Origin of the sequence: Bacillus tuaregi, from assembly GCF_900104575.1 — a bacterium.
GTDB classification, from domain to species: domain Bacteria; phylum Bacillota; class Bacilli; order Bacillales; family Cytobacillaceae; genus Bacillus_BD; species Bacillus_BD tuaregi.
Genome location: NZ_LT629731.1, coordinates 3417301 through 3435043, shown reverse-complemented (window position 1 = coordinate 3435043; position 17743 = coordinate 3417301). Strand labels below are relative to the sequence as shown.

Annotated in this window: 15 protein-coding genes; 13 read left to right on the top strand and 2 right to left on the bottom strand. The window is 40.4% G+C overall.

Going from position 1 to position 17743, the window contains the following annotated elements:
• The first annotated feature begins 38 nt into the window (after nt 1-38).
• The 7 genes from BQ5321_RS18930 to uvrC all read left to right on the top strand — a co-directional run bounded on the left by BQ5321_RS18930 (nt 39) and on the right by uvrC (nt 9165).
• Nucleotides 39-2396 carry an endonuclease MutS2 gene (locus BQ5321_RS18930; RefSeq protein WP_071395973.1) on the top strand — a complete coding sequence of 786 codons (2358 nt, stop codon included), beginning with the start codon at nt 39-41 and terminating at the stop codon, nt 2394-2396.
• 18 nt (nt 2397-2414) lie between these two features.
• A complete protein-coding gene (locus BQ5321_RS18925) occupies nt 2415-2822 on the top strand; it encodes a DUF350 domain-containing protein (protein ID WP_071395972.1) in 408 nt (135 codons plus the stop codon).
• A 223-nt stretch (nt 2823-3045) separates the two neighbouring features.
• Complete coding sequence (locus tag BQ5321_RS18920; RefSeq protein WP_071395971.1) at nt 3046-4728, top strand: AMP-binding protein; 1683 nt, start codon at nt 3046-3048, stop codon at nt 4726-4728.
• Nucleotides 4729-4779: 51 nt separating this feature from the next.
• Nucleotides 4780-5553: an electron transfer flavoprotein subunit beta/FixA family protein gene (locus BQ5321_RS18915; RefSeq protein ID WP_071395970.1), complete on the top strand. Its 774-nt coding sequence runs from the start codon at nt 4780-4782 to the stop codon at nt 5551-5553.
• 222 nt (nt 5554-5775) lie between these two features.
• Nucleotides 5776-6753, top strand: a complete 978-nt coding sequence (locus tag BQ5321_RS18910) for an electron transfer flavoprotein subunit alpha/FixB family protein (protein WP_071395969.1) — start codon at nt 5776-5778, stop codon at nt 6751-6753.
• Between the two features lie 179 nt (nt 6754-6932).
• Nucleotides 6933-7247 carry a thioredoxin gene (gene trxA, locus BQ5321_RS18905; protein ID WP_071395968.1) on the top strand — a complete coding sequence of 105 codons (315 nt, stop codon included), beginning with the start codon at nt 6933-6935 and terminating at the stop codon, nt 7245-7247.
• Between the two features lie 145 nt (nt 7248-7392).
• Nucleotides 7393-9165 (top strand): excinuclease ABC subunit UvrC, encoded by a 1773-nt coding sequence (gene uvrC, locus BQ5321_RS18900; protein ID WP_071395967.1) that lies wholly within the window; start codon nt 7393-7395, stop codon nt 9163-9165.
• An 82-nt stretch (nt 9166-9247) separates the two neighbouring features.
• On the opposite strand, the gene BQ5321_RS18895 is transcribed toward uvrC, so the two are convergent.
• On the bottom strand, nt 9248-9712 hold the full coding sequence (locus tag BQ5321_RS18895) for a YslB family protein (protein ID WP_084786861.1): 465 nt from the start codon (nt 9710-9712) through the stop codon (nt 9248-9250).
• Between the two features lie 376 nt (nt 9713-10088).
• Between BQ5321_RS18895 and BQ5321_RS18890 the strand changes: the two genes are divergently transcribed.
• The 3 genes from BQ5321_RS18890 to sdhB all read left to right on the top strand — a co-directional run bounded on the left by BQ5321_RS18890 (nt 10089) and on the right by sdhB (nt 13331).
• A complete protein-coding gene (locus tag BQ5321_RS18890) occupies nt 10089-10697 on the top strand; it encodes a succinate dehydrogenase cytochrome b558 subunit (protein ID WP_071395966.1) in 609 nt (202 codons plus the stop codon).
• A 71-nt stretch (nt 10698-10768) separates the two neighbouring features.
• Complete coding sequence (sdhA, locus tag BQ5321_RS18885) at nt 10769-12523, top strand: succinate dehydrogenase flavoprotein subunit (protein WP_071395965.1); 1755 nt, start codon at nt 10769-10771, stop codon at nt 12521-12523.
• Between the two features lie 46 nt (nt 12524-12569).
• On the top strand, nt 12570-13331 hold the full coding sequence (gene sdhB / locus BQ5321_RS18880) for a succinate dehydrogenase iron-sulfur subunit (RefSeq protein ID WP_071395964.1): 762 nt from the start codon (nt 12570-12572) through the stop codon (nt 13329-13331).
• A gap of 93 nt (nt 13332-13424) precedes the next feature.
• Here the strand turns inward: sdhB and recQ are convergent, their stop codons facing one another.
• Nucleotides 13425-15560, bottom strand: a complete 2136-nt coding sequence (recQ, locus tag BQ5321_RS18875) for a DNA helicase RecQ (protein ID WP_071395963.1) — start codon at nt 15558-15560, stop codon at nt 13425-13427.
• A 341-nt stretch (nt 15561-15901) separates the two neighbouring features.
• Here recQ and BQ5321_RS18870 point away from each other — a divergent pair, with 341 nt between their 5' ends.
• From BQ5321_RS18870 to racE, 3 genes are all read left to right on the top strand, one after another.
• On the top strand, nt 15902-16126 hold the full coding sequence (locus BQ5321_RS18870) for a helix-turn-helix domain-containing protein (RefSeq protein WP_071395962.1): 225 nt from the start codon (nt 15902-15904) through the stop codon (nt 16124-16126).
• A gap of 214 nt (nt 16127-16340) precedes the next feature.
• Nucleotides 16341-16784, top strand: coding sequence for a MarR family winged helix-turn-helix transcriptional regulator (locus BQ5321_RS18865; RefSeq protein ID WP_071395961.1), 444 nt, complete (start codon nt 16341-16343; stop codon nt 16782-16784).
• A gap of 16 nt (nt 16785-16800) precedes the next feature.
• On the top strand, nt 16801-17616 hold the full coding sequence (racE, locus tag BQ5321_RS18860; RefSeq protein WP_071396980.1) for a glutamate racemase: 816 nt from the start codon (nt 16801-16803) through the stop codon (nt 17614-17616).
• Nucleotides 17617-17743: the final 127 nt, after the last annotated feature.

The window sequence follows — 17743 nt, the reverse complement described above, 5'->3', positions numbered from 1 at the left end:
ATAAGCGCCTTCTAACTATAAAGGGAGGAAATAACTCCATGCAGCAAAAGGTTTTAAAAGTATTAGAATTCGATAAAGTGAAGGCCCAGCTCCTCGAATTTGTTTCTTCGTCATTAGGAAGAGAGCTGGCTGAGAAGCTGTTGCCTTCTACGGATTTTGAAGAAGTTGTCCAAAGACAAGAAGAAACAGACGAAGCAGCAAAAGTGTTCCGTATCAAAGCAAACATTCCCTTAGGCGGAATCTTTGATATCCGACCACATGTCAAACGTGCTGTTATTGGTGGAATGCTTAGTTCGCATGAATTAATGCAGGTTGCCAGTACCGTGCATGCAAGCAGACAAATGAAACGGTTTATCGAGGAGTTCTCTGAAGAAGAGGGGACAATCCCCCTTCTAGTTGAAAAAGCAGATCGAATTATTGTTTTAGCGGAGTTAGAACAGTCCATTAAAAATGCGATTGATGATAACGGAGAAGTGCTGGACAGTGCAAGTGATACCTTGCGTTCACTTAGACATCAGCTTCGGACCAAAGAAGCAAGGGTCAGGGAACGCCTTGAAAGCATGATTCGCTCATCAAGTGCACAGAAAATGCTATCTGATGCTATTATCACGATTCGTAATGATCGTTTTGTTATTCCTGTTAAACAGGAATATCGTTCACATTACGGAGGGATTGTTCATGATCAAAGCTCTTCCGGTCAAACGCTGTTCATTGAGCCGCAGACGATCGTTGAATTAAATAATGAGATTCAGAACATTCGCGTGAAGGAACAGCAGGAAATTGAGCGAATCCTGATTATGCTTTCTGCCTTAACGGGAGAGGATAACTCTGAACTCGAAACAATCGTAGAAATTCTGGCTGATGTAGATTTTATGTTTGCCAAGGCAAGATACTCTAACAGGATAAAAGCCACCAAGCCAATTATGAACCAGGAAGGTCGTATTTCATTAGTTAAAGCCCGTCATCCGCTCATTCCCATTCATGAAGTCGTGGCTAATGATGTGACACTAGGAAAGGATTTTACAACAATCGTTATCACAGGTCCCAATACAGGTGGTAAGACAGTGACACTTAAAACGGTTGGTCTCTGTACTTTAATGGCACAGGCTGGCCTCCAGATTCCTGCCTTAGATGGTTCGGAAATGGCTGTTTTTGGAGCTGTCTACGCCGATATAGGTGATGAACAATCCATTGAACAGAGCTTAAGTACCTTTTCTTCTCACATGGTTAATATCGTTGATATATTAAAGAGTGTGGACTTTGAAAGCCTTGTGTTATTTGATGAACTAGGAGCAGGCACGGATCCACAGGAGGGTGCAGCACTTGCAATTTCCATTTTAGATGAAGTGAATAGAAGGGGTGCCCGCGTCATTGCCACAACCCATTATCCTGAATTGAAAGCTTACGGATATAATCGGGAAGGAGTTGTGAACGCAAGTGTCGAATTTGATATTGAAACACTAAGCCCAACCTATCGGCTGTTGATTGGTGTTCCGGGCAGAAGTAATGCCTTTGAAATCTCTAAGCGACTTGGCTTAAACGACAGGGTTATTGAAAGGGCTCGTTCTTTTGTCGGTGCGGACAGTCATCAGGTTGAGAATATGATTGCTTCTTTAGAGGATAGCAAGCGTGAGGCTGAAAAGGAACTAAAGGAAGCGAATGAACTCCTGAGAAATGCCGAAATGCTTCAAAAGGACCTCCAAAAGCAAATGGTAGAATACTACGAAAAGAAAGACAGCTTGTATGATAAAGCAACAGATGAAGCCCGTGAGATTATTGAGAGGGCTAAAAGAGAAGCTGAGGGCATTATTCATGATTTGCGCAAAATGCGCCATGAAAAACAGGCAGAAATAAAAGAGCATGAATTAATTGATGCACAGCGAAAATTAAACGAAGCAGCTCCGAAAGAGAGAAAATCGAGAACTCTAACAGCGAAGCAAGCAAAAAAACATGAGTATCAACCAGGCGATGAAGTGAAGGTATTAAGCTTTGATCAAAAAGGGACATTGCTGGAGAAGGTATCGTCTGATACATGGCAGGTCCAAATTGGAATATTAAAAATGAAGGTCGAAGAAAAGGATCTCGAGTATATTAAGACGCCGAAAACAGTTGAAACAAAACCGCTGGCAACAGTGAGAGGAAAGGATTTCCATGTTAGCCTCGAGCTGGACCTGCGTGGAGAACGATATGAAAATGCTCTTTCCAGGGTGGAAAAGTATATTGATGATGCACTCCTGGCAGCGTATCCTCGTGTATCGATCATCCATGGTAAGGGAACCGGAGCATTGAGACAAGGTGTGCAGGAATACTTACGGAATCATCGGGCAGTGAAGAATATACGTTTCGGAGATCATGGAGAAGGCGGTACCGGGGTCACGATAGTGGAGTTTAAATAACGGGCGGTGAGGCTTTTCATGAATCAGTTTTGGGAGAACCAATATGTTCAAACGGCTGCCAATTACAGTGTGGTTATCCTTTGTATCATAGTGTTTTTAGCTATATTTGAGCTAGTAACAAAATATAAAAACTGGACGGAAATAGCGAAAGGAAACTTGGCAGTTGCAATGGCCACCGGAGGGAAAATATTTGGTATTACAAATATTTTCCGTTACTCCATTGAACATAACGATACATTGCTGACAATGATAGGATGGGGTGTGTATGGTTTCTTTCTACTACTTATTGGATATTTCATATTTGAATTTTTAACACCATCCATTAAAATTGATGAAGAAATTGAAAAGGATAACCGGGCAATCGGTCTAATCTCAATGATGATCTCGATTGGACTGTCCTATGTCATTGGAGCAAGTATCACGTAGAGGGAGAGTATAAAGTGGAAAAGCTTGCCAAAATACTATTAATCTGTTGTGGTATTTTCATATTGATTGGAATTATTTATATGGTGTTCTTTGTTTAAAGGGGAAAGACGAACCTGCTATGACTGCAGGTTCGTTTTTTTGTTCTAAACGTCAACAAGACATCCATATATATAAATAAAGAATAGTAGTTTGAATTGGTTTGTCATGAATAAGGAGGGGCATCATGAGTGAAAAGCCATGGCTTCAACTTTATCCGGAGGAAATCCCTCCACAGTTAAACTATGAATATAAACCGCTTCATGATTACTTAAAACAATCAGCCACTCAATACCCACATAAAATAGCTGTTCATTTCTTAGGCAAAGAGTTTACATTTCAATATATATATGATGCTGCTTGGAAGCTGGCAGGTTATTTACGGGATCTTGGACTTGAAAAGGGGGACCGTGTCGCCATTATGCTTCCAAATTGTCCGCAGGCAGTCATCTCCTTCTACGGTATTTTGATGGCCGGTGGGATTGTCGTGCAAACGAACCCTTTATACACTGAACGTGAGCTGCAATATCAAATGGATGATTCCGGAACAAAACTAATTATTACGCTGGATATTTTGTTTCCCAGGGTGTCAAAGGTAAGGGCGAGCACGAATATTCAGCATATTATTGTAACCGCTATCAAGGACTTTCTCCCCTTCCCAAAAAACTTAATCTATCCGTTTCTCCAGAAAAAACAGTATGGACTTGTTGTTAACGTTAGACATGAGAATAATAACCATCTGCTGAAAGAGGTTTTAAAGAGCCCCAAAAGGCAAAATATCGCCAATGATGATTTCGATGCAGAAGATATTGCTCTTCTACAATACACAGGAGGAACAACCGGTTTTCCTAAAGGGGTTATGCTGACACATAAAAATCTTGTTGCTAACGGTTCAATGTGTTCTGCTTGGCTGTATAAATGTAAAAGAGGCGAGGAAATTATTCTTGGTATTATTCCGTTATTTCACGTGTATGGAATAACAACCTTGATGATTCTTGCAGTATTGGAAGCCTATAAAATGGTGCTGCTGCCGAAGTTTGATCCTGAAACAACATTAAAAACGATTCATAAACAGCGACCAACCTTATTTCCTGGTGCCCCCACCATCTATATTGGTCTTCTGAATCATCCTAAATTGAAAAAATATGATCTTTCCTCAATCGATTCCTGTCTCAGCGGCTCTGCTCCATTACCGGTAGAAGTACAGGAGCAATTTGAACAAGAAACAGGCGGCAAGCTTGTGGAGGGATATGGATTAACAGAAGCATCACCCATCACCCATGCAAACTTTCTCTGGGATCGGCCTAGAAAGAAGGGCTGTATTGGAGTACCATGGCCAGACACAGAAGCAAAGGTAGTATCATTAGAGGATGGAGAGGCTCTTCCACCTGGAGAAATTGGTGAAATCATCATAAGAGGTCCACAAATTATGAAGGGCTATTGGAACAGGTTAGAGGAATCAGAGCAAACCCTCCAGAACGGCTGGCTTTTTACAGGAGATCTCGGCTATATGGATGAGCAAGGATATTTCTTTGTCGTCGATCGGAAAAAGGATATGATAATCGCCGGTGGATTTAATGTATATCCCAGGGAAGTGGAGGAAGTACTGTATGAGCATCCCTATATTCAGGAGGTAGTGGTTGCTGGTGTTCCTGATTCCTATCGCGGTGAAACCGTTAAAGCTTACATCGTATTAAAAAAGGGCTGTGTTGTATCAAAGCAGGAGCTGGACGAATTTGCAAGAAAACAACTTGCACCATATAAAGTACCGCGAATATATGAATTTCGTGATGAATTACCTAAGAGCACGGTTGGTAAAATACTGCGCAGAGTCTTAGTTGATGAAGAAGGAAATAAAACAGACAAATGAAGTCCTGATGATTAAGGTAGACCAAGTCCTAATAACAGGAGGTTAATTGATATGAATATATACGTCCTGATGAAAAGAACATTTGATACAGAGGAGAAAATTGTCCTTTCAGGCGGTCGAATAAATGAAGACGGAGCTGAATTTATCATCAATCCTTATGATGAGTATGCAATCGAAGAAGCGATTCGAGTGAAGGGAGAGCAAGGCGGCGAAGTAACGGTTCTTTCTGTAGGCGGTCAAGAGGCTATTACTCAACTCCGTACGGCATTAGCAATGGGCGCTGATAAGGCGGTTCTTATCAATATTGAAGATGCAGTTGAAAATAGGGATCAATATACAACGGCAAAAATCATTGCGGGATATTTGAAGGATAAGTCTGCTGATTTAATAATAGGTGGAAACGTAGCGATTGATGGCGGGTCAGGTCAGGTTGGGCCAAGGGTGGCTGAATTACTCGGTATTAACTATATAACGACGATAACTAAGCTAGAAATAAAAGGTAATCACGTTACAGCTGTACGGGATGTAGAAGGGGATTCTGAAGAGATAGAAGCGAGTCTGCCATTATTAGTGACGGCTCAGCAGGGTTTAAATGAGCCTCGTTATCCATCATTACCAGGCATTATGAAAGCAAAGAGAAAGCCGCTTGCTGAGCTGGAATTGGATGACTTGGGGCTTTCGGTGGAAGAGGTTGAAGCTAAAACAAACACAATTGAAATATTCCTTCCGCCGAAAAGAAAAGCTGGGAGGGTGCTTCAGGGAGAGCTTGATCAACAAGTAAAGGAATTGGTACAGCTGCTCCATCATGAAGCGAAAGTGATTTAACTTCATTCAGCAGAAGTCCTCCACTTCTACAAGTGGGGGATGAATGCAAATGGTTCTTCGATTCAGTGGGGGTTCAAACCCCAGCTGAATGAAGTTAAGCCTCCGGCGGATGTCACGGATTTTTTTAAGGTAGTTTATCGAGCTCGATAAAAATCCGGACGCAAATTCGACGGGGCGAATTTGATGACGTGGATAAATTGAACCTTGGAGGTGTTGATACTTATGCCTAAAAAGATTCTTGTGCTTGGAGAAGTTCGTGAGGGTTCCCTCCGAAATGTATCGTTTGAAGCAGTAGCAGCGGCCAAAAGCTTGGCACAGGGCGGCGAAGTCATTGGTGTTCTTGTTGGACATACTATCAATGGTTTTGGAAATGAATTCATACACCATGGAGCAGACCGTGTCGTAATAGTTGAACATGAGAAATTATCTCAATATACACCAGATGGATACACCCAAGCTCTCTTAGCTGTGATTCAAGCTGTTAGTCCGGATGGTATAATTATCGGTCATACAGCGTTAGGAAAGGATTTGGCACCAAAGCTGGCAGCGAAATTGGACTCTGGTTTAATCTCAGATGTTACAGCAATAGAGGAGGATGGCGGAAAAATTATTTTCAACCGTCCGATTTATTCTGGGAAAGCCTTCGAAAAGAAAATCATGACGGAAGGGTTAACCTTTGCTACGATACGTCCAAACAATGTTTCACCGTTGGAGAAGGATGAATCTAGAACGGGTAGCATCTCCGCCTTAAAGGTTGATATTAAAGACCTGCGTTCCATAATCAAAGATATTGTTCGGAAAGCAAGTACAGGAGTAGACCTATCTGAAGCAAAGGTCGTTGTAGCCGGAGGACGAGGTGTGAAAAGTAAAGATGGATTTGAACCGTTAAAAGAATTAGCTCACGTATTAGGTGGTGCCGTCGGAGCTTCCCGTGGTGCCTGTGATGCAGATTATTGTGATTATTCCCTGCAGATTGGTCAGACTGGAAAAGTTGTTACGCCAGATTTATACATTGCCTGCGGGATATCTGGGGCTATCCAGCATTTAGCCGGCATGTCTAATTCAAAAGTAATCGTTGCGATTAATAAGGATCCAGAAGCAAATATTTTTAATGTAGCAGATTACGGCATTGTTGGTGATTTATTCGAAGTTGTGCCAATGCTGACTGCAGAATTTAGAATCCTGCTTTCAAGGACATAGCTCATCAAGTAGAACACAGGAAGAAACGAACGGATTGATGCATCAAACCGTTCGTTTTTTGTTTTAGACCAATATTTTTTGGATATACTACCACCGATGGAGCAAATTGTTAGCATGTTGAATGTAACGGTGATATACTTTCAATGAATTTGAAGATATTCGAGGAGGAAATTGTTAAAATGGCTATTACACATGCAACTGATCAAACGTTTGCAAATGAAACTGGTTCTGGTTTAGTTCTTGTCGATTTCTGGGCACCTTGGTGCGGACCTTGTAAGATGATTGCACCAGTTTTAGAGGATCTGGATTCTGAAATCGGCGAGAAAGTGAAAATCGTTAAAGTAGACGTGGATGAAAACCAAGAAACGGCTGCAAAATTCGGTGTTATGAGCATTCCAACTTTACTTGTCCTTAAAGATGGCGAAGTAGTTGATAAAGTGGTTGGCTTCCAGCCGAAAGAAGCACTTTCTGAGCGTTTACAGCAGCAATTTTAATAAAAGCAGCAAAATATAGAGATTACCCGTTAACCCTTTGTTAGCGGGTTTTTTACTTTTATTAACCTTTTCTTCTCTTTCTTTGTTGCCCAAGCATCCCTACAACCTATAAAATGAATGAAGAATTGAAAAAGGAGGGAACCGGATGAACGAAACAATCAAGAATAAGCTAACACTGCTCCCAGAACAACCTGGTTGTTATTTAATGAAAGACCGTCAAGGGACGATTATTTACGTAGGGAAAGCAAAGATTCTAAAAAATCGTGTGCGGTCCTATTTCACGGGTTCCCATGATGGAAAAACATTAAGACTAGTCAATGAAATTGAGGATTTTGAATATATCGTAACGTCTTCTGATATCGAGGCATTAGTGCTTGAAATCAACTTAATTAAGAAATATGATCCTAAATACAATATTATGCTGAAGGATGATAAAAGCTATCCTTTTATTAAGCTAACATCAGAAAGACACCCAAGACTGATTACAACAAGAAAAGTAAAAAAGGATAAAGGAAAATATTTCGGTCCCTATCCCAATGTGCATTCTGCCAACGAGACGAAAAAATTGCTTGATCGCATTTATCCATTGCGTAAATGTTCAACGCTCCCTGATCGCGTCTGCTTGTATTATCATCTAGATCAGTGTCTGGCCCCTTGTGTAAATCAAGTAAATGAAGAGGAATACAGGCGAATAACAGATGAAATTACTCGTTTTTTAAATGGTGGCTATAAAGAAATCAAACAAGAATTAACCGTAAAAATGACGGAGGCAGCAGAGGAGCTCGATTTTGAGCGAGCAAAGGAATACAGAGATCGGATTGCACATATTGAAGCAACCATGGAAAAACAGAAAATGACTACAACGGACTTTACCGACCGAGATGTCTTTGGATACTCTGTCGATAAAGGCTGGATGTGTGTCCAAGTATTCTTTATTAGACAGGGGAAATTAATTGAACGAGATGTATCAATGTTTCCGCTGTATAATGAAGCTGAAGAAGAAATGCTGACCTTTCTAGGACAATTCTATACGAAGGACAATCATTTTAAACCAAAGGAAATACTTGTGCCAGATACCGTTTCCGCTGATTTGGCTGAGGAGCTATTACAAGTAAAGGTATTGCGTCCGCAAAGAGGGCAAAAGAAGGAGCTAGTTAAACTGGCCTGTAAAAATGCCAAAATAGCTTTATCTGAAAAGTTCTCGTTAATTGAACGTGACGAAGAACGGACCATTCATGCTATCGATAGGCTTGGGGAGGCAATGGGAATCTATACTCCCCATCGAATTGAAGCCTTCGATAATTCCAATATTCAAGGCACAAACCCTGTTTCTGCGATGATTGTCTTTATTGACGGAAAACCGGATAAAAGGGAGTATCGCAAATATAAAATCAAGACAGTAAAGGGACCGGATGATTATGAATCCATGCGGGAGGTTGTCCGGAGAAGATATAGCCGCGTCTTAAAGGAAGAATTGCCATTACCTGATTTAATCCTTATTGATGGGGGAAAAGGACATATAGAGGCTGTGAGGGATGTATTGGAAAATGAACTGGGGTTGGAGATACCCATTGCTGGTCTGGCAAAGGATGAGAAGCATCGGACGTCCCAGCTATTATATGGGAGCCCCTTGGAAGTAATCGAGCTGGCAAGAAATAGCCAAGAGTTTTATTTATTACAGCGAATACAGGACGAGGTGCATCGTTTTGCCATCACCTTCCATCGTCAATTAAGGGGGAAAAATGCATTTCAATCCATCCTTGATGATATCCCCGGCATAGGAGAGAAACGAAAAAAACAACTATTAAAAAGCTTTGGCTCCGTAAAGAAATTAAAGGAAGCATCACTTGAAGAAATTACAGGTGCTGGTATCCCGCAAAATATTGCAAAATCAATACTTGAAAAGCTCCAGGAATAATCTGGTTGTTAACCATTGTAAATGCATAAAAAAACCTCCACCAGCATGGATCCTAAACTTGCTGATGGAGGAATTTCGTTTTTTATGAAACGATGTCCTTTTTATCCCATTTAATGGTAAAGTGAACTTTAGCAGATTTTTTTCGCGGATGTTCAAAAGCTTCTGAAATGACCTGCTTTTGCATTTCCAATTGTTCTGCCAAAAATCCGGCCTCAAGCTGAAAATGATGTGAATCTCGCGATTTTTTATCTTGCATCCGATTTAGAATGATTGAACTGGATAGTTCTAATTCAAGTTCATTTTTTGATTCCTTAAGGATGGTTAAGTGTCCCCAGCCTGCTTGATGGAAAAAGTCAATGATCTCCTCGAGACTGGAAAGCGGGAATTTACGAGCCAGCTTTTTACCAGCCCAATATAAAATCTCAGGGGTGTCATCTCCTAATATTTCAGGTAGTAACACTTCTCTGATTAGTTCATAACCAAAAGCAGGAACGGTCTCCTCAATCGTGACCTCCTGATGCACCTCTGTAGCAGTATTTTTACTCAATATTCTCCCCTCTTTCTATGATTCTATTATATACAATTTTCAATTTGATTAAGCAGCTGTCACGAAAAAAGATAAATGGAAATAATAGTTTCTTCTGTAAATTTAAGCAAAATTCTACAAAATTGCCCAAGTAGTAGCATGCTTTATAAGGAAAATTTGTAATAAGATTGAATTTTTTAAAAAAAATGTAGTAATTCCGATAATTATGTAACTCGTTTCTTGACCTAGATTTCACTAGAGAGTAAAATGAAGTTGTCACACAATTGTAAGAAAATAAACTATTTACTTTTCCGACGTTGAGCGTTTGCTCAAATCAAGCGGGGAGAAAGCAGAAAAGCCAGGAACACTTTTCAAAAAAATAAGGGGGTAAAATGCAATGGCTGGAAATCGAGAGTTTTTTAATCGCAGATTGCATTCATTACTAGGTGTTATACCGGTAGGATTATTCCTAATCATGCATCTTGTTGTGAATCACTTTGCTACAAAGGGAGAGGAGGCATATAATAGTGCAACGCACTTTATGGAGAACCTTCCGTTCAAGATCTTTTTAGAGATATTTGTTATTTTCTTACCGTTATTATACCATGCGATTTATGGAATCTATATCGCCTTCACGGCAAAAAATAACACAAGCAGATACACCTTTTTCCGAAATTGGATGTTCCTGCTACAACGTGTTACTGGTGTTATTACGTTAATCTTCGTGGTTTGGCATGTATGGGAAACTAGAATTGCTGCAGCACTTGGAACAGAGGTTAACTTCCAAATGATGGAGAATATTGTAGATAATCCATTAATGTTAACGTTCTACCTAATCGGAATTATTTCTGCAATCTTCCATTTTGCAAACGGTTTATGGTCATTCTTCGTAAGCTGGGGTATTACAATGACACCAAGATCACAGCAGATTTCCACTTATGTAACAATGGCTATTTTTGTTGCGCTGTCGATTGTTGGCGTACGCGCTATACTAGCGTTTGTTTAATAGATAAGATTAATTACAGTTTAATAGATTGATTGAAACAATGAACGTACAATGATTGGAGTGAGCTTCGAATGTCGAAAGGGAAAGTTATCGTAGTCGGCGGAGGACTTGCAGGTCTAATGGCGACAACAAAAATTGCAGAATCGGGAACAGCAGTTGAACTGTTTTCACTTGTACCGGTAAAACGCTCTCACTCTGTTTGTGCCCAAGGCGGTATTAATGGAGCGGTTAATACAAAGGGTGAGGGAGACTCACCAATGGTGCACTTTGATGACACTGTATACGGTGGAGACTTCTTAGCGAACCAGCCACCAGTTAAAGCAATGGCTGAGGCTGCACCGGGAATTATTCACTTATTTGACCGTATGGGAGTTATGTTTAATCGTACTCCTGAAGGCTTACTAGATTTCCGTCGCTTTGGTGGAACGCAGCACCATAGAACAGCCTTTGCTGGTGCAACGACTGGACAGCAGCTACTATATGCGCTGGACGAGCAAGTGAGAAGCCATGAAGTAGCCGGATTGGTTACAAAGTATGAAGGCTGGGAATTATTAAGCATTGTTGTTGATGATGAAGGCGTTTGCCGCGGTATTGTGGCACAAGACCTTAAATCAATGGAAATTAAATCATTTTCTGCAGACGCCGTTATTTTAGCTACTGGCGGACCTGGAATTATCTTTGGTAAATCAACAAACTCTGTCATTAATACTGGATCTGCGGCAGCGATTGCCTACCAGCAGGGTGTATACTATTCAAATGGTGAAATGATTCAAATTCACCCTACTGCCATTCCTGGGGATGACAAGCTTCGTCTCATGAGTGAATCTGCTCGTGGAGAAGGCGGTCGTATCTGGACTTACAAAGACGGTAAGCCTTGGTACTTCCTAGAAGAAAAATATCCGGCATACGGAAACCTTGTGCCAAGGGATATTGCAACACGTGAGATTTTCGATGTGTGTATTAATCAAAAGCTTGGTATTAATGGCGAGAACATGGTGTATTTGGATCTTTCTCATAAGGATCCGCATGAGCTTGATATTAAATTAGGCGGTATCATCGAAATCTATGAGAAATTTACAGGTGATGACCCACGTAAGCTACCAATGAAAATCTTCCCTGCTGTTCACTATTCAATGGGTGGATTATGGGTTGACTATGATCAAATGACAAATATTCCTGGTCTTTTTGCTGCCGGTGAATGTGATTATTCTATGCACGGTGCGAACCGTTTAGGCGCTAACTCTTTACTGTCTGCTATCTATGGCGGAATGGTTGCGGGTCCTAACGCAGTTCGCTACATTAACGGACTTGAAAAGAGCTCAGATGCTGTTGCCTCTTCATTATATGATGGCTATGTGAAGCAGGAAGAAGCAAAATGGAACAACATCATGACTATGAATGGAACCGAAAATGCATATGTTCTCCATAAAGAATTAGGAGAATGGATGACAGCAAATGTTACGGTTGTTCGTTACAACGACAAGCTTCTTCAAACAGATGAAAAGCTTCAAGAGCTTATTGAACGTTATCAAAATATCAATATTAACGATACGGCTAAATGGAGCAACCAAGGGGCTGCATTTACTCGCCAGCTAGAGCATATGCTGCAGCTTGCACGTGTGATTACGCTTGGAGCTTATAATCGTAATGAAAGCCGCGGTGCGCACTACAAGCCTGAATTCCCTGATCGTAATGATGAGGACTTCTTGAAAACCACAATGGCTAAATTTGTTGATAGTAAATCAGCACCTCAGTTCCATTATGAAGAGGTGGATGTATCACTAATTAAGCCTCGTAAGAGAGACTATACGAAGAGCAGTCACTAAAAGTGTCTAACAAGAATGAAAAAATCAAAAAAGAGGGGAAATAGGGATGTCTGAAAAAAAGACCGTTACATTTATTATCACCCGTCAAGATGATATGAATTCAGATCCTTATCAAGAGGAGTTTGAGGTACCGTATCGTCCGAATTTAAACGTTATTGCAGCATTAATGGAGATTCGCCGGAATCCTGTAAATAAAAAAGGGGAAAAAACAACACCTGTTATTTGGGAAATGAACTGCTTAGAGGAAGTTTGTGGCGCCTGCTCGATGATTATTAACGGCAAGCCGCGTCAATCCTGCTCTGCCATTGTTGACCAGCTTGAGCAGCCGATTCGTCTGGAGCCAATGAGTACATTCCCGGTTATTCGTGACCTTCAGGTTGATCGTAGCCGTATGTTTAACGCTTTGAAAAAGGTTAAAGCGTGGATTCCAATTGATGGAACATATGATTTAGGGCCTGGACCACGTATGCCAGAGAAAAAACGTCAATGGGCATATGAGCTTTCAAAATGTATGACATGTGGTGTATGTCTAGAAGCATGTCCAAACGTAAATGCTAAATCAAACTTTATCGGACCAGCTCCGCTATCACAGGTTCGCTTATTCAATGCGCATCCGACTGGTGCAATGAATAAAGCAGAACGTCTAGAGGAGATCATGGGTGATGGAGGCTTGGCTAACTGTGGAAACTCACAAAACTGTGTTCAGTCTTGTCCAAAAGGTATTCCTTTAACAACATCCATTGCAGCTCTTAATAGAGATACAGCAATCCAATCATTTAAAAATTTCTTTGGCAGTGATACAGTTTGATTAAAAGAAAAAGCCCGCAAATAGCGGGCTTTTTCTTTAGGGTTGAAAGTGGGTTAGTTTTTTGCTTTTCCTAACCAACAAACAAACTAACTCCTAAATCCTTTTACACATAACGGCTTGAATAATAAAATAATCAACCTCGCCGTTTAACTCTTCCCAAATAGGTTTTAGCTTTTCACCTCCAACTGACTCTATGGCTGCTATTACCCGCTTTTCAGTATCAGAATCAAACAGCTCCTCCCAGTTGACTTCATTGCCTTCCTGAATGCTACGGATGATATGTTTTTGCACGGTGATGCTCGTTAATTTCCGCTCTTTCGCAATGTCTTTGATTGTTTTCCCCTGTCTATATAGTTGGTAGGATAGAATATGGCTAGGCTCCTCGTGCGGCTCTACCGATGTGGACACTTCCTTCTGTACTGGTTGAAAGTTAACCGTTGAAATATCATTCTCCTGCACAAATTCTTCTATTTTGTTGATGAATGCTTGTCCGTATTTGGTAAACTTTGTTTGTCCGACGCCTTTTATCCTCAGCATAGTATCTTCATTTGTTGGATAGTAGGTGCTCATTTCCCTTAAAGTACTATCAGCAAAAATGACAAATGGTGGGATGCGTTCCTGATCTGCCAGCTCTTTACGTAGCACGCGCAGAACTTCGAATAAATCCTTATTTTCTTCGTTTTCCTGCTTGTGCTCAACCACCACTGTTTTTCGCATCATAACGGTTTCCTGCCCCTTTAAGACAGGGACGGCCTTTTGCGTTACCTTTACAACTGGATATTTACCATCTGTTAGGAGAAGATATCCTTCTGCAAGTAAATAATTGATGGTGTTGACGATGTCCTTTTCTGATTGGGCTCGTAATAAACCGTAGGTGGATAGCTCTTGAAAGCCCAGTTCCTTGATCCGTTTCTGGCTTGATCCCTTTAAGACCTGGGCAATTAGTGTAACCCCGAATCTCTCTCCCATCCGCTTGCAGCAGGAGAAAACCATTTGCGCTTCACGGGTAATATCAACCTTTTCACGTCGATCCTGACAGCTTGAGCATTTTCCACAGTTATTGGGATGACTGGTTTGGTCAAAATATTGAATAATATAGGATTGGAGACATTCCCCTGTATGGCAGTACATGACCATTTGATTTAGCTTGTGGTATTCCTGCTCACGCTTTACAAAGTCAAGATGACTTTCCTCGATGAGAAACTTCTGTAATTGGATATCCTGCGGTGAAAATAGAAGGAGGCATTCGCTCTCCTCACTGTCTCGCCCGGCACGACCTGCTTCCTGATAATAGGCTTCAATATTTTTAGGCAGATTGTAATGGATAACATACCGGACATTGGATTTGTCGATGCCCATTCCAAATGCATTAGTTGCTATCATGATATCCTTTTCATCATAAACGAACTGATCCTGTGCTAGCTTTCGCTCTTTTTCGCTGAGACCGGCATGGTATTTTGCAACAGAAAAACCGTGCTGTGTTAAGTAATGATGAAGCTGATCGCTTTCTTTTCTGCTAGCTGTGTAAATTATGCCGGATTGCTGTTGATGCTGTTTTATATATGAAACAACATAGTCTCTTTTATTGATTCCTTTTATGACATTAAAAGCAAGATTTTCACGGGCAAAGCCTGTCTTAAATGTATCGGTGTAATCGATATTTAGTAGCGTACGGATTTCCTCTGCGACATTTTCTGTTGCTGTTGCTGTCAAAGCAACGATAACCGGATGATGCTTTAATTTGCTTAAGGATGAGATAATTGAACGATAGCTTGGTCTGAAATCATGTCCCCATTGTGAGATACAGTGAGCCTCATCAAAAGCGATTAAGGGGATATCGATGCTGTTAAGTAAATCTATAAATTGTCCTGATTCAAACCGCTCCGGTGCCACATAGACAAGCTTATATGCTCCTTGACGGATGAGAGAAATCCGTTCAGTATGTTCCTGGGCAGTAAGAGAGCTATTAATAAATGTTGCTGGAATTTCTGCACTAGAGAGAGAATCGACTTGATCTTTCATAAGTGAAATAAGCGGGGAAATAACAATGGTTGTTCCGGAGAAGAGCAATGCAGGAATTTGAAAACAAAGTGACTTTCCTCCACCTGTTGGTAAAATACCAAGCGTATTTTTTTCTGCTAGGATATTTTCAATAATTTCCTTCTGACCATTTCGAAATGAATCATACCCAAAATATTCATGTAATAAATCCTTAGCCTTTACTAACATTCCATATCACCTTTTTTTTATAGTTAATATTCTCTATTTTACCATTGAACAGGATGTATGATAAGAAGGGATTCAAAGACAAAAGAAAAACGACAGGCGAATTTGCTCTAATCTTTTTATGTTGGATTTCATATAATAGGGTGTTCTGAATAAATCAAATAATAGTCATAAATGGTAATCGTTATACAAATGTCAAAATTTTTTATGCACGACAAATTTATTTATGACTTTCACTCAAGAAATATTGTCACTCCAGCACTTTCACAGACATATGATATGGTGACTAAATATATACCCATCCCGCAGTTCAAAGCTGGCGAAGGCAAGGAGGGTTACAATACTTGAAGGAGAATGAATACACACACAAGCCGTTACTCACCAAACGAGAAAGAGAAGTATTCGAGCTGTTAGTACAAGATAAAACAACAAAAGAAATCGCGGGAGAATTATTTATAAGCGAGAAAACAGTTCGAAATCACATCTCAAATGCCATGCAAAAATTAGGTGTAAAGGGGCGTTCTCAAGCTGTAATAGAGCTCCTTCGTATGGGAGAGCTAAAGCTTTGAAATTTAACCGGTATCCTCACTTGAGGATACCGGTTAATACATTTATAGGATTTCTTTCCTATATCAATGAGCTAGAAGTCTTACTTATGAATGAAAATTACATAGTTAGTGTACTTACTGCGTATTTCTGCTTGAATTTTAAAATAAAGTGATAGAAAATAAAAACAGCCATTCAGAAATGTTCAACGAACGCATAGGAGTTGTCCAAAATATAATGGAATTTGATGTAAATGATTATCGTAATGTTGTGGCCAATATCGAAAAAGATCTTCGGTATATTTCCGGGATCATAAAGCAAAAGGGACGCGAGCTATTGAACGATTATTCGATTACGTTGCCTCAATTTATTGCGCTACAATGGCTATTTGATGAAGGTGATATGACGATTGGCGAGCTGTCGACTAAAATGTATTTAGCCTTCAGTACGACAACGGATCTAATTGACAGATTGGAAAAAAACGACCTAGTCAAAAGAGTCCGGGATGAGAATGACCGCCGTGTTGTCCGGGTACATCTTCTTCTGGAAGGGAAAAAGTTAATTGATGAGGTCATAAAAAAACGACAGGTTTATTTAATGGAGCTTTTTAAAGAATATTCACAGGAAGATTTAGTTCAAATACAAAATAATTTAATGAGATTACACCATGATATGCGATAAGAATGAGGCGGTAGATTTGAAACATCCAATAGGAGTTATTGATTCAGGTGTTGGCGGGCTGACAGTGGCAAAGGAAATTATGCGTCAGCTTCCAAATGAACAAATTATATATGTAGGTGACACAGCGCGCTGCCCATATGGACCGAGGTCGGCTGAGGAGGTAAAAGCCTTTACATGGCAAATGACAAGATTCTTAGTAAATAAGAATATTAAAATGCTTGTGATTGCTTGTAATACGGCAACGGCTGTTGTGTTGGAGGAAATTAGAGAAGAGCTGTCGATACCGGTGCTTGGAGTCATCCATCCAGGTGCTAGGGCAGCGATAAAGGCAACGAAAAATAACCGGATTGGCGTAATTGGGACAGAAGGAACCATCAAAAGTGCGGCATATGAAAAGGCCCTTAGGCAGATCAATAAAAGAACAAAAGTCACGTCACTTGCCTGTCCAAAGTTTGTTCCTTTAGTTGAGAGCGGAGAATATAGCGGTGCTGTAGCGAAGAAAATCGTTGCAGAAACACTGCGGTCGTTAAAGCATAAAGGGCTTGATACCCTTATTTTAGGCTGTACGCATTACCCTCTATTGGAGCCTGTTATACAAAACGTGATGGGCAGTAAGGTGAATGTCATAAGCTCAGGCGAAGAAACAGCGAGTGAAGTGAGCACAATCCTTCACCATAGCGGACTATTGAATACCGAGGGAGTTGAGCCAATTCATACGTATTATACAACAGGCTCGAAAACAATTTTCGCTAAAATCGCTTCAGACTGGTTGGACAAAGCAATTACAAATGTATTTCATATTGAGTTAGAGCTGGAACCTCAGAAAAAATGAGGTTCTTTTTTTGGTTTTTTTTATCGAAATCCTGGAATGGTTTGCTTTAGACCATGCAGAATATTTTCTCGTAAAAGACGGTCTAATTTATAAAAACAGCTCGTATACATGTAGTACAAACTGTCTT

What these genes read in the sequence shown, in the direction of transcription:
- BQ5321_RS18930 (WP_071395973.1), top strand. Translation starts at nt 39, where the DNA reads ATGCAGCAAAAGGTTTTAAAAGTATTAGAATTCGATAAAGTGAAGGCC.
- BQ5321_RS18925 (WP_071395972.1), top strand. Translation starts at nt 2,415, where the DNA reads ATGAATCAGTTTTGGGAGAACCAATATGTTCAAACGGCTGCCAATTAC.
- BQ5321_RS18920 (WP_071395971.1), top strand. Translation starts at nt 3,046, where the DNA reads ATGAGTGAAAAGCCATGGCTTCAACTTTATCCGGAGGAAATCCCTCCA.
- BQ5321_RS18915 (WP_071395970.1), top strand. Translation starts at nt 4,780, where the DNA reads ATGAATATATACGTCCTGATGAAAAGAACATTTGATACAGAGGAGAAA.
- BQ5321_RS18910 (WP_071395969.1), top strand. Translation starts at nt 5,776, where the DNA reads ATGCCTAAAAAGATTCTTGTGCTTGGAGAAGTTCGTGAGGGTTCCCTC.
- trxA (WP_071395968.1), top strand. Translation starts at nt 6,933, where the DNA reads ATGGCTATTACACATGCAACTGATCAAACGTTTGCAAATGAAACTGGT.
- uvrC (WP_071395967.1), top strand. Translation starts at nt 7,393, where the DNA reads ATGAACGAAACAATCAAGAATAAGCTAACACTGCTCCCAGAACAACCT.
- BQ5321_RS18890 (WP_071395966.1), top strand. Translation starts at nt 10,089, where the DNA reads ATGGCTGGAAATCGAGAGTTTTTTAATCGCAGATTGCATTCATTACTA.
- sdhA (WP_071395965.1), top strand. Translation starts at nt 10,769, where the DNA reads ATGTCGAAAGGGAAAGTTATCGTAGTCGGCGGAGGACTTGCAGGTCTA.
- sdhB (WP_071395964.1), top strand. Translation starts at nt 12,570, where the DNA reads ATGTCTGAAAAAAAGACCGTTACATTTATTATCACCCGTCAAGATGAT.
- recQ (WP_071395963.1), bottom strand. Translation starts at nt 15,560, where the DNA reads ATGTTAGTAAAGGCTAAGGATTTATTACATGAATATTTTGGGTATGAT.
- BQ5321_RS18865 (WP_071395961.1), top strand. Translation starts at nt 16,341, where the DNA reads ATGGAATTTGATGTAAATGATTATCGTAATGTTGTGGCCAATATCGAA.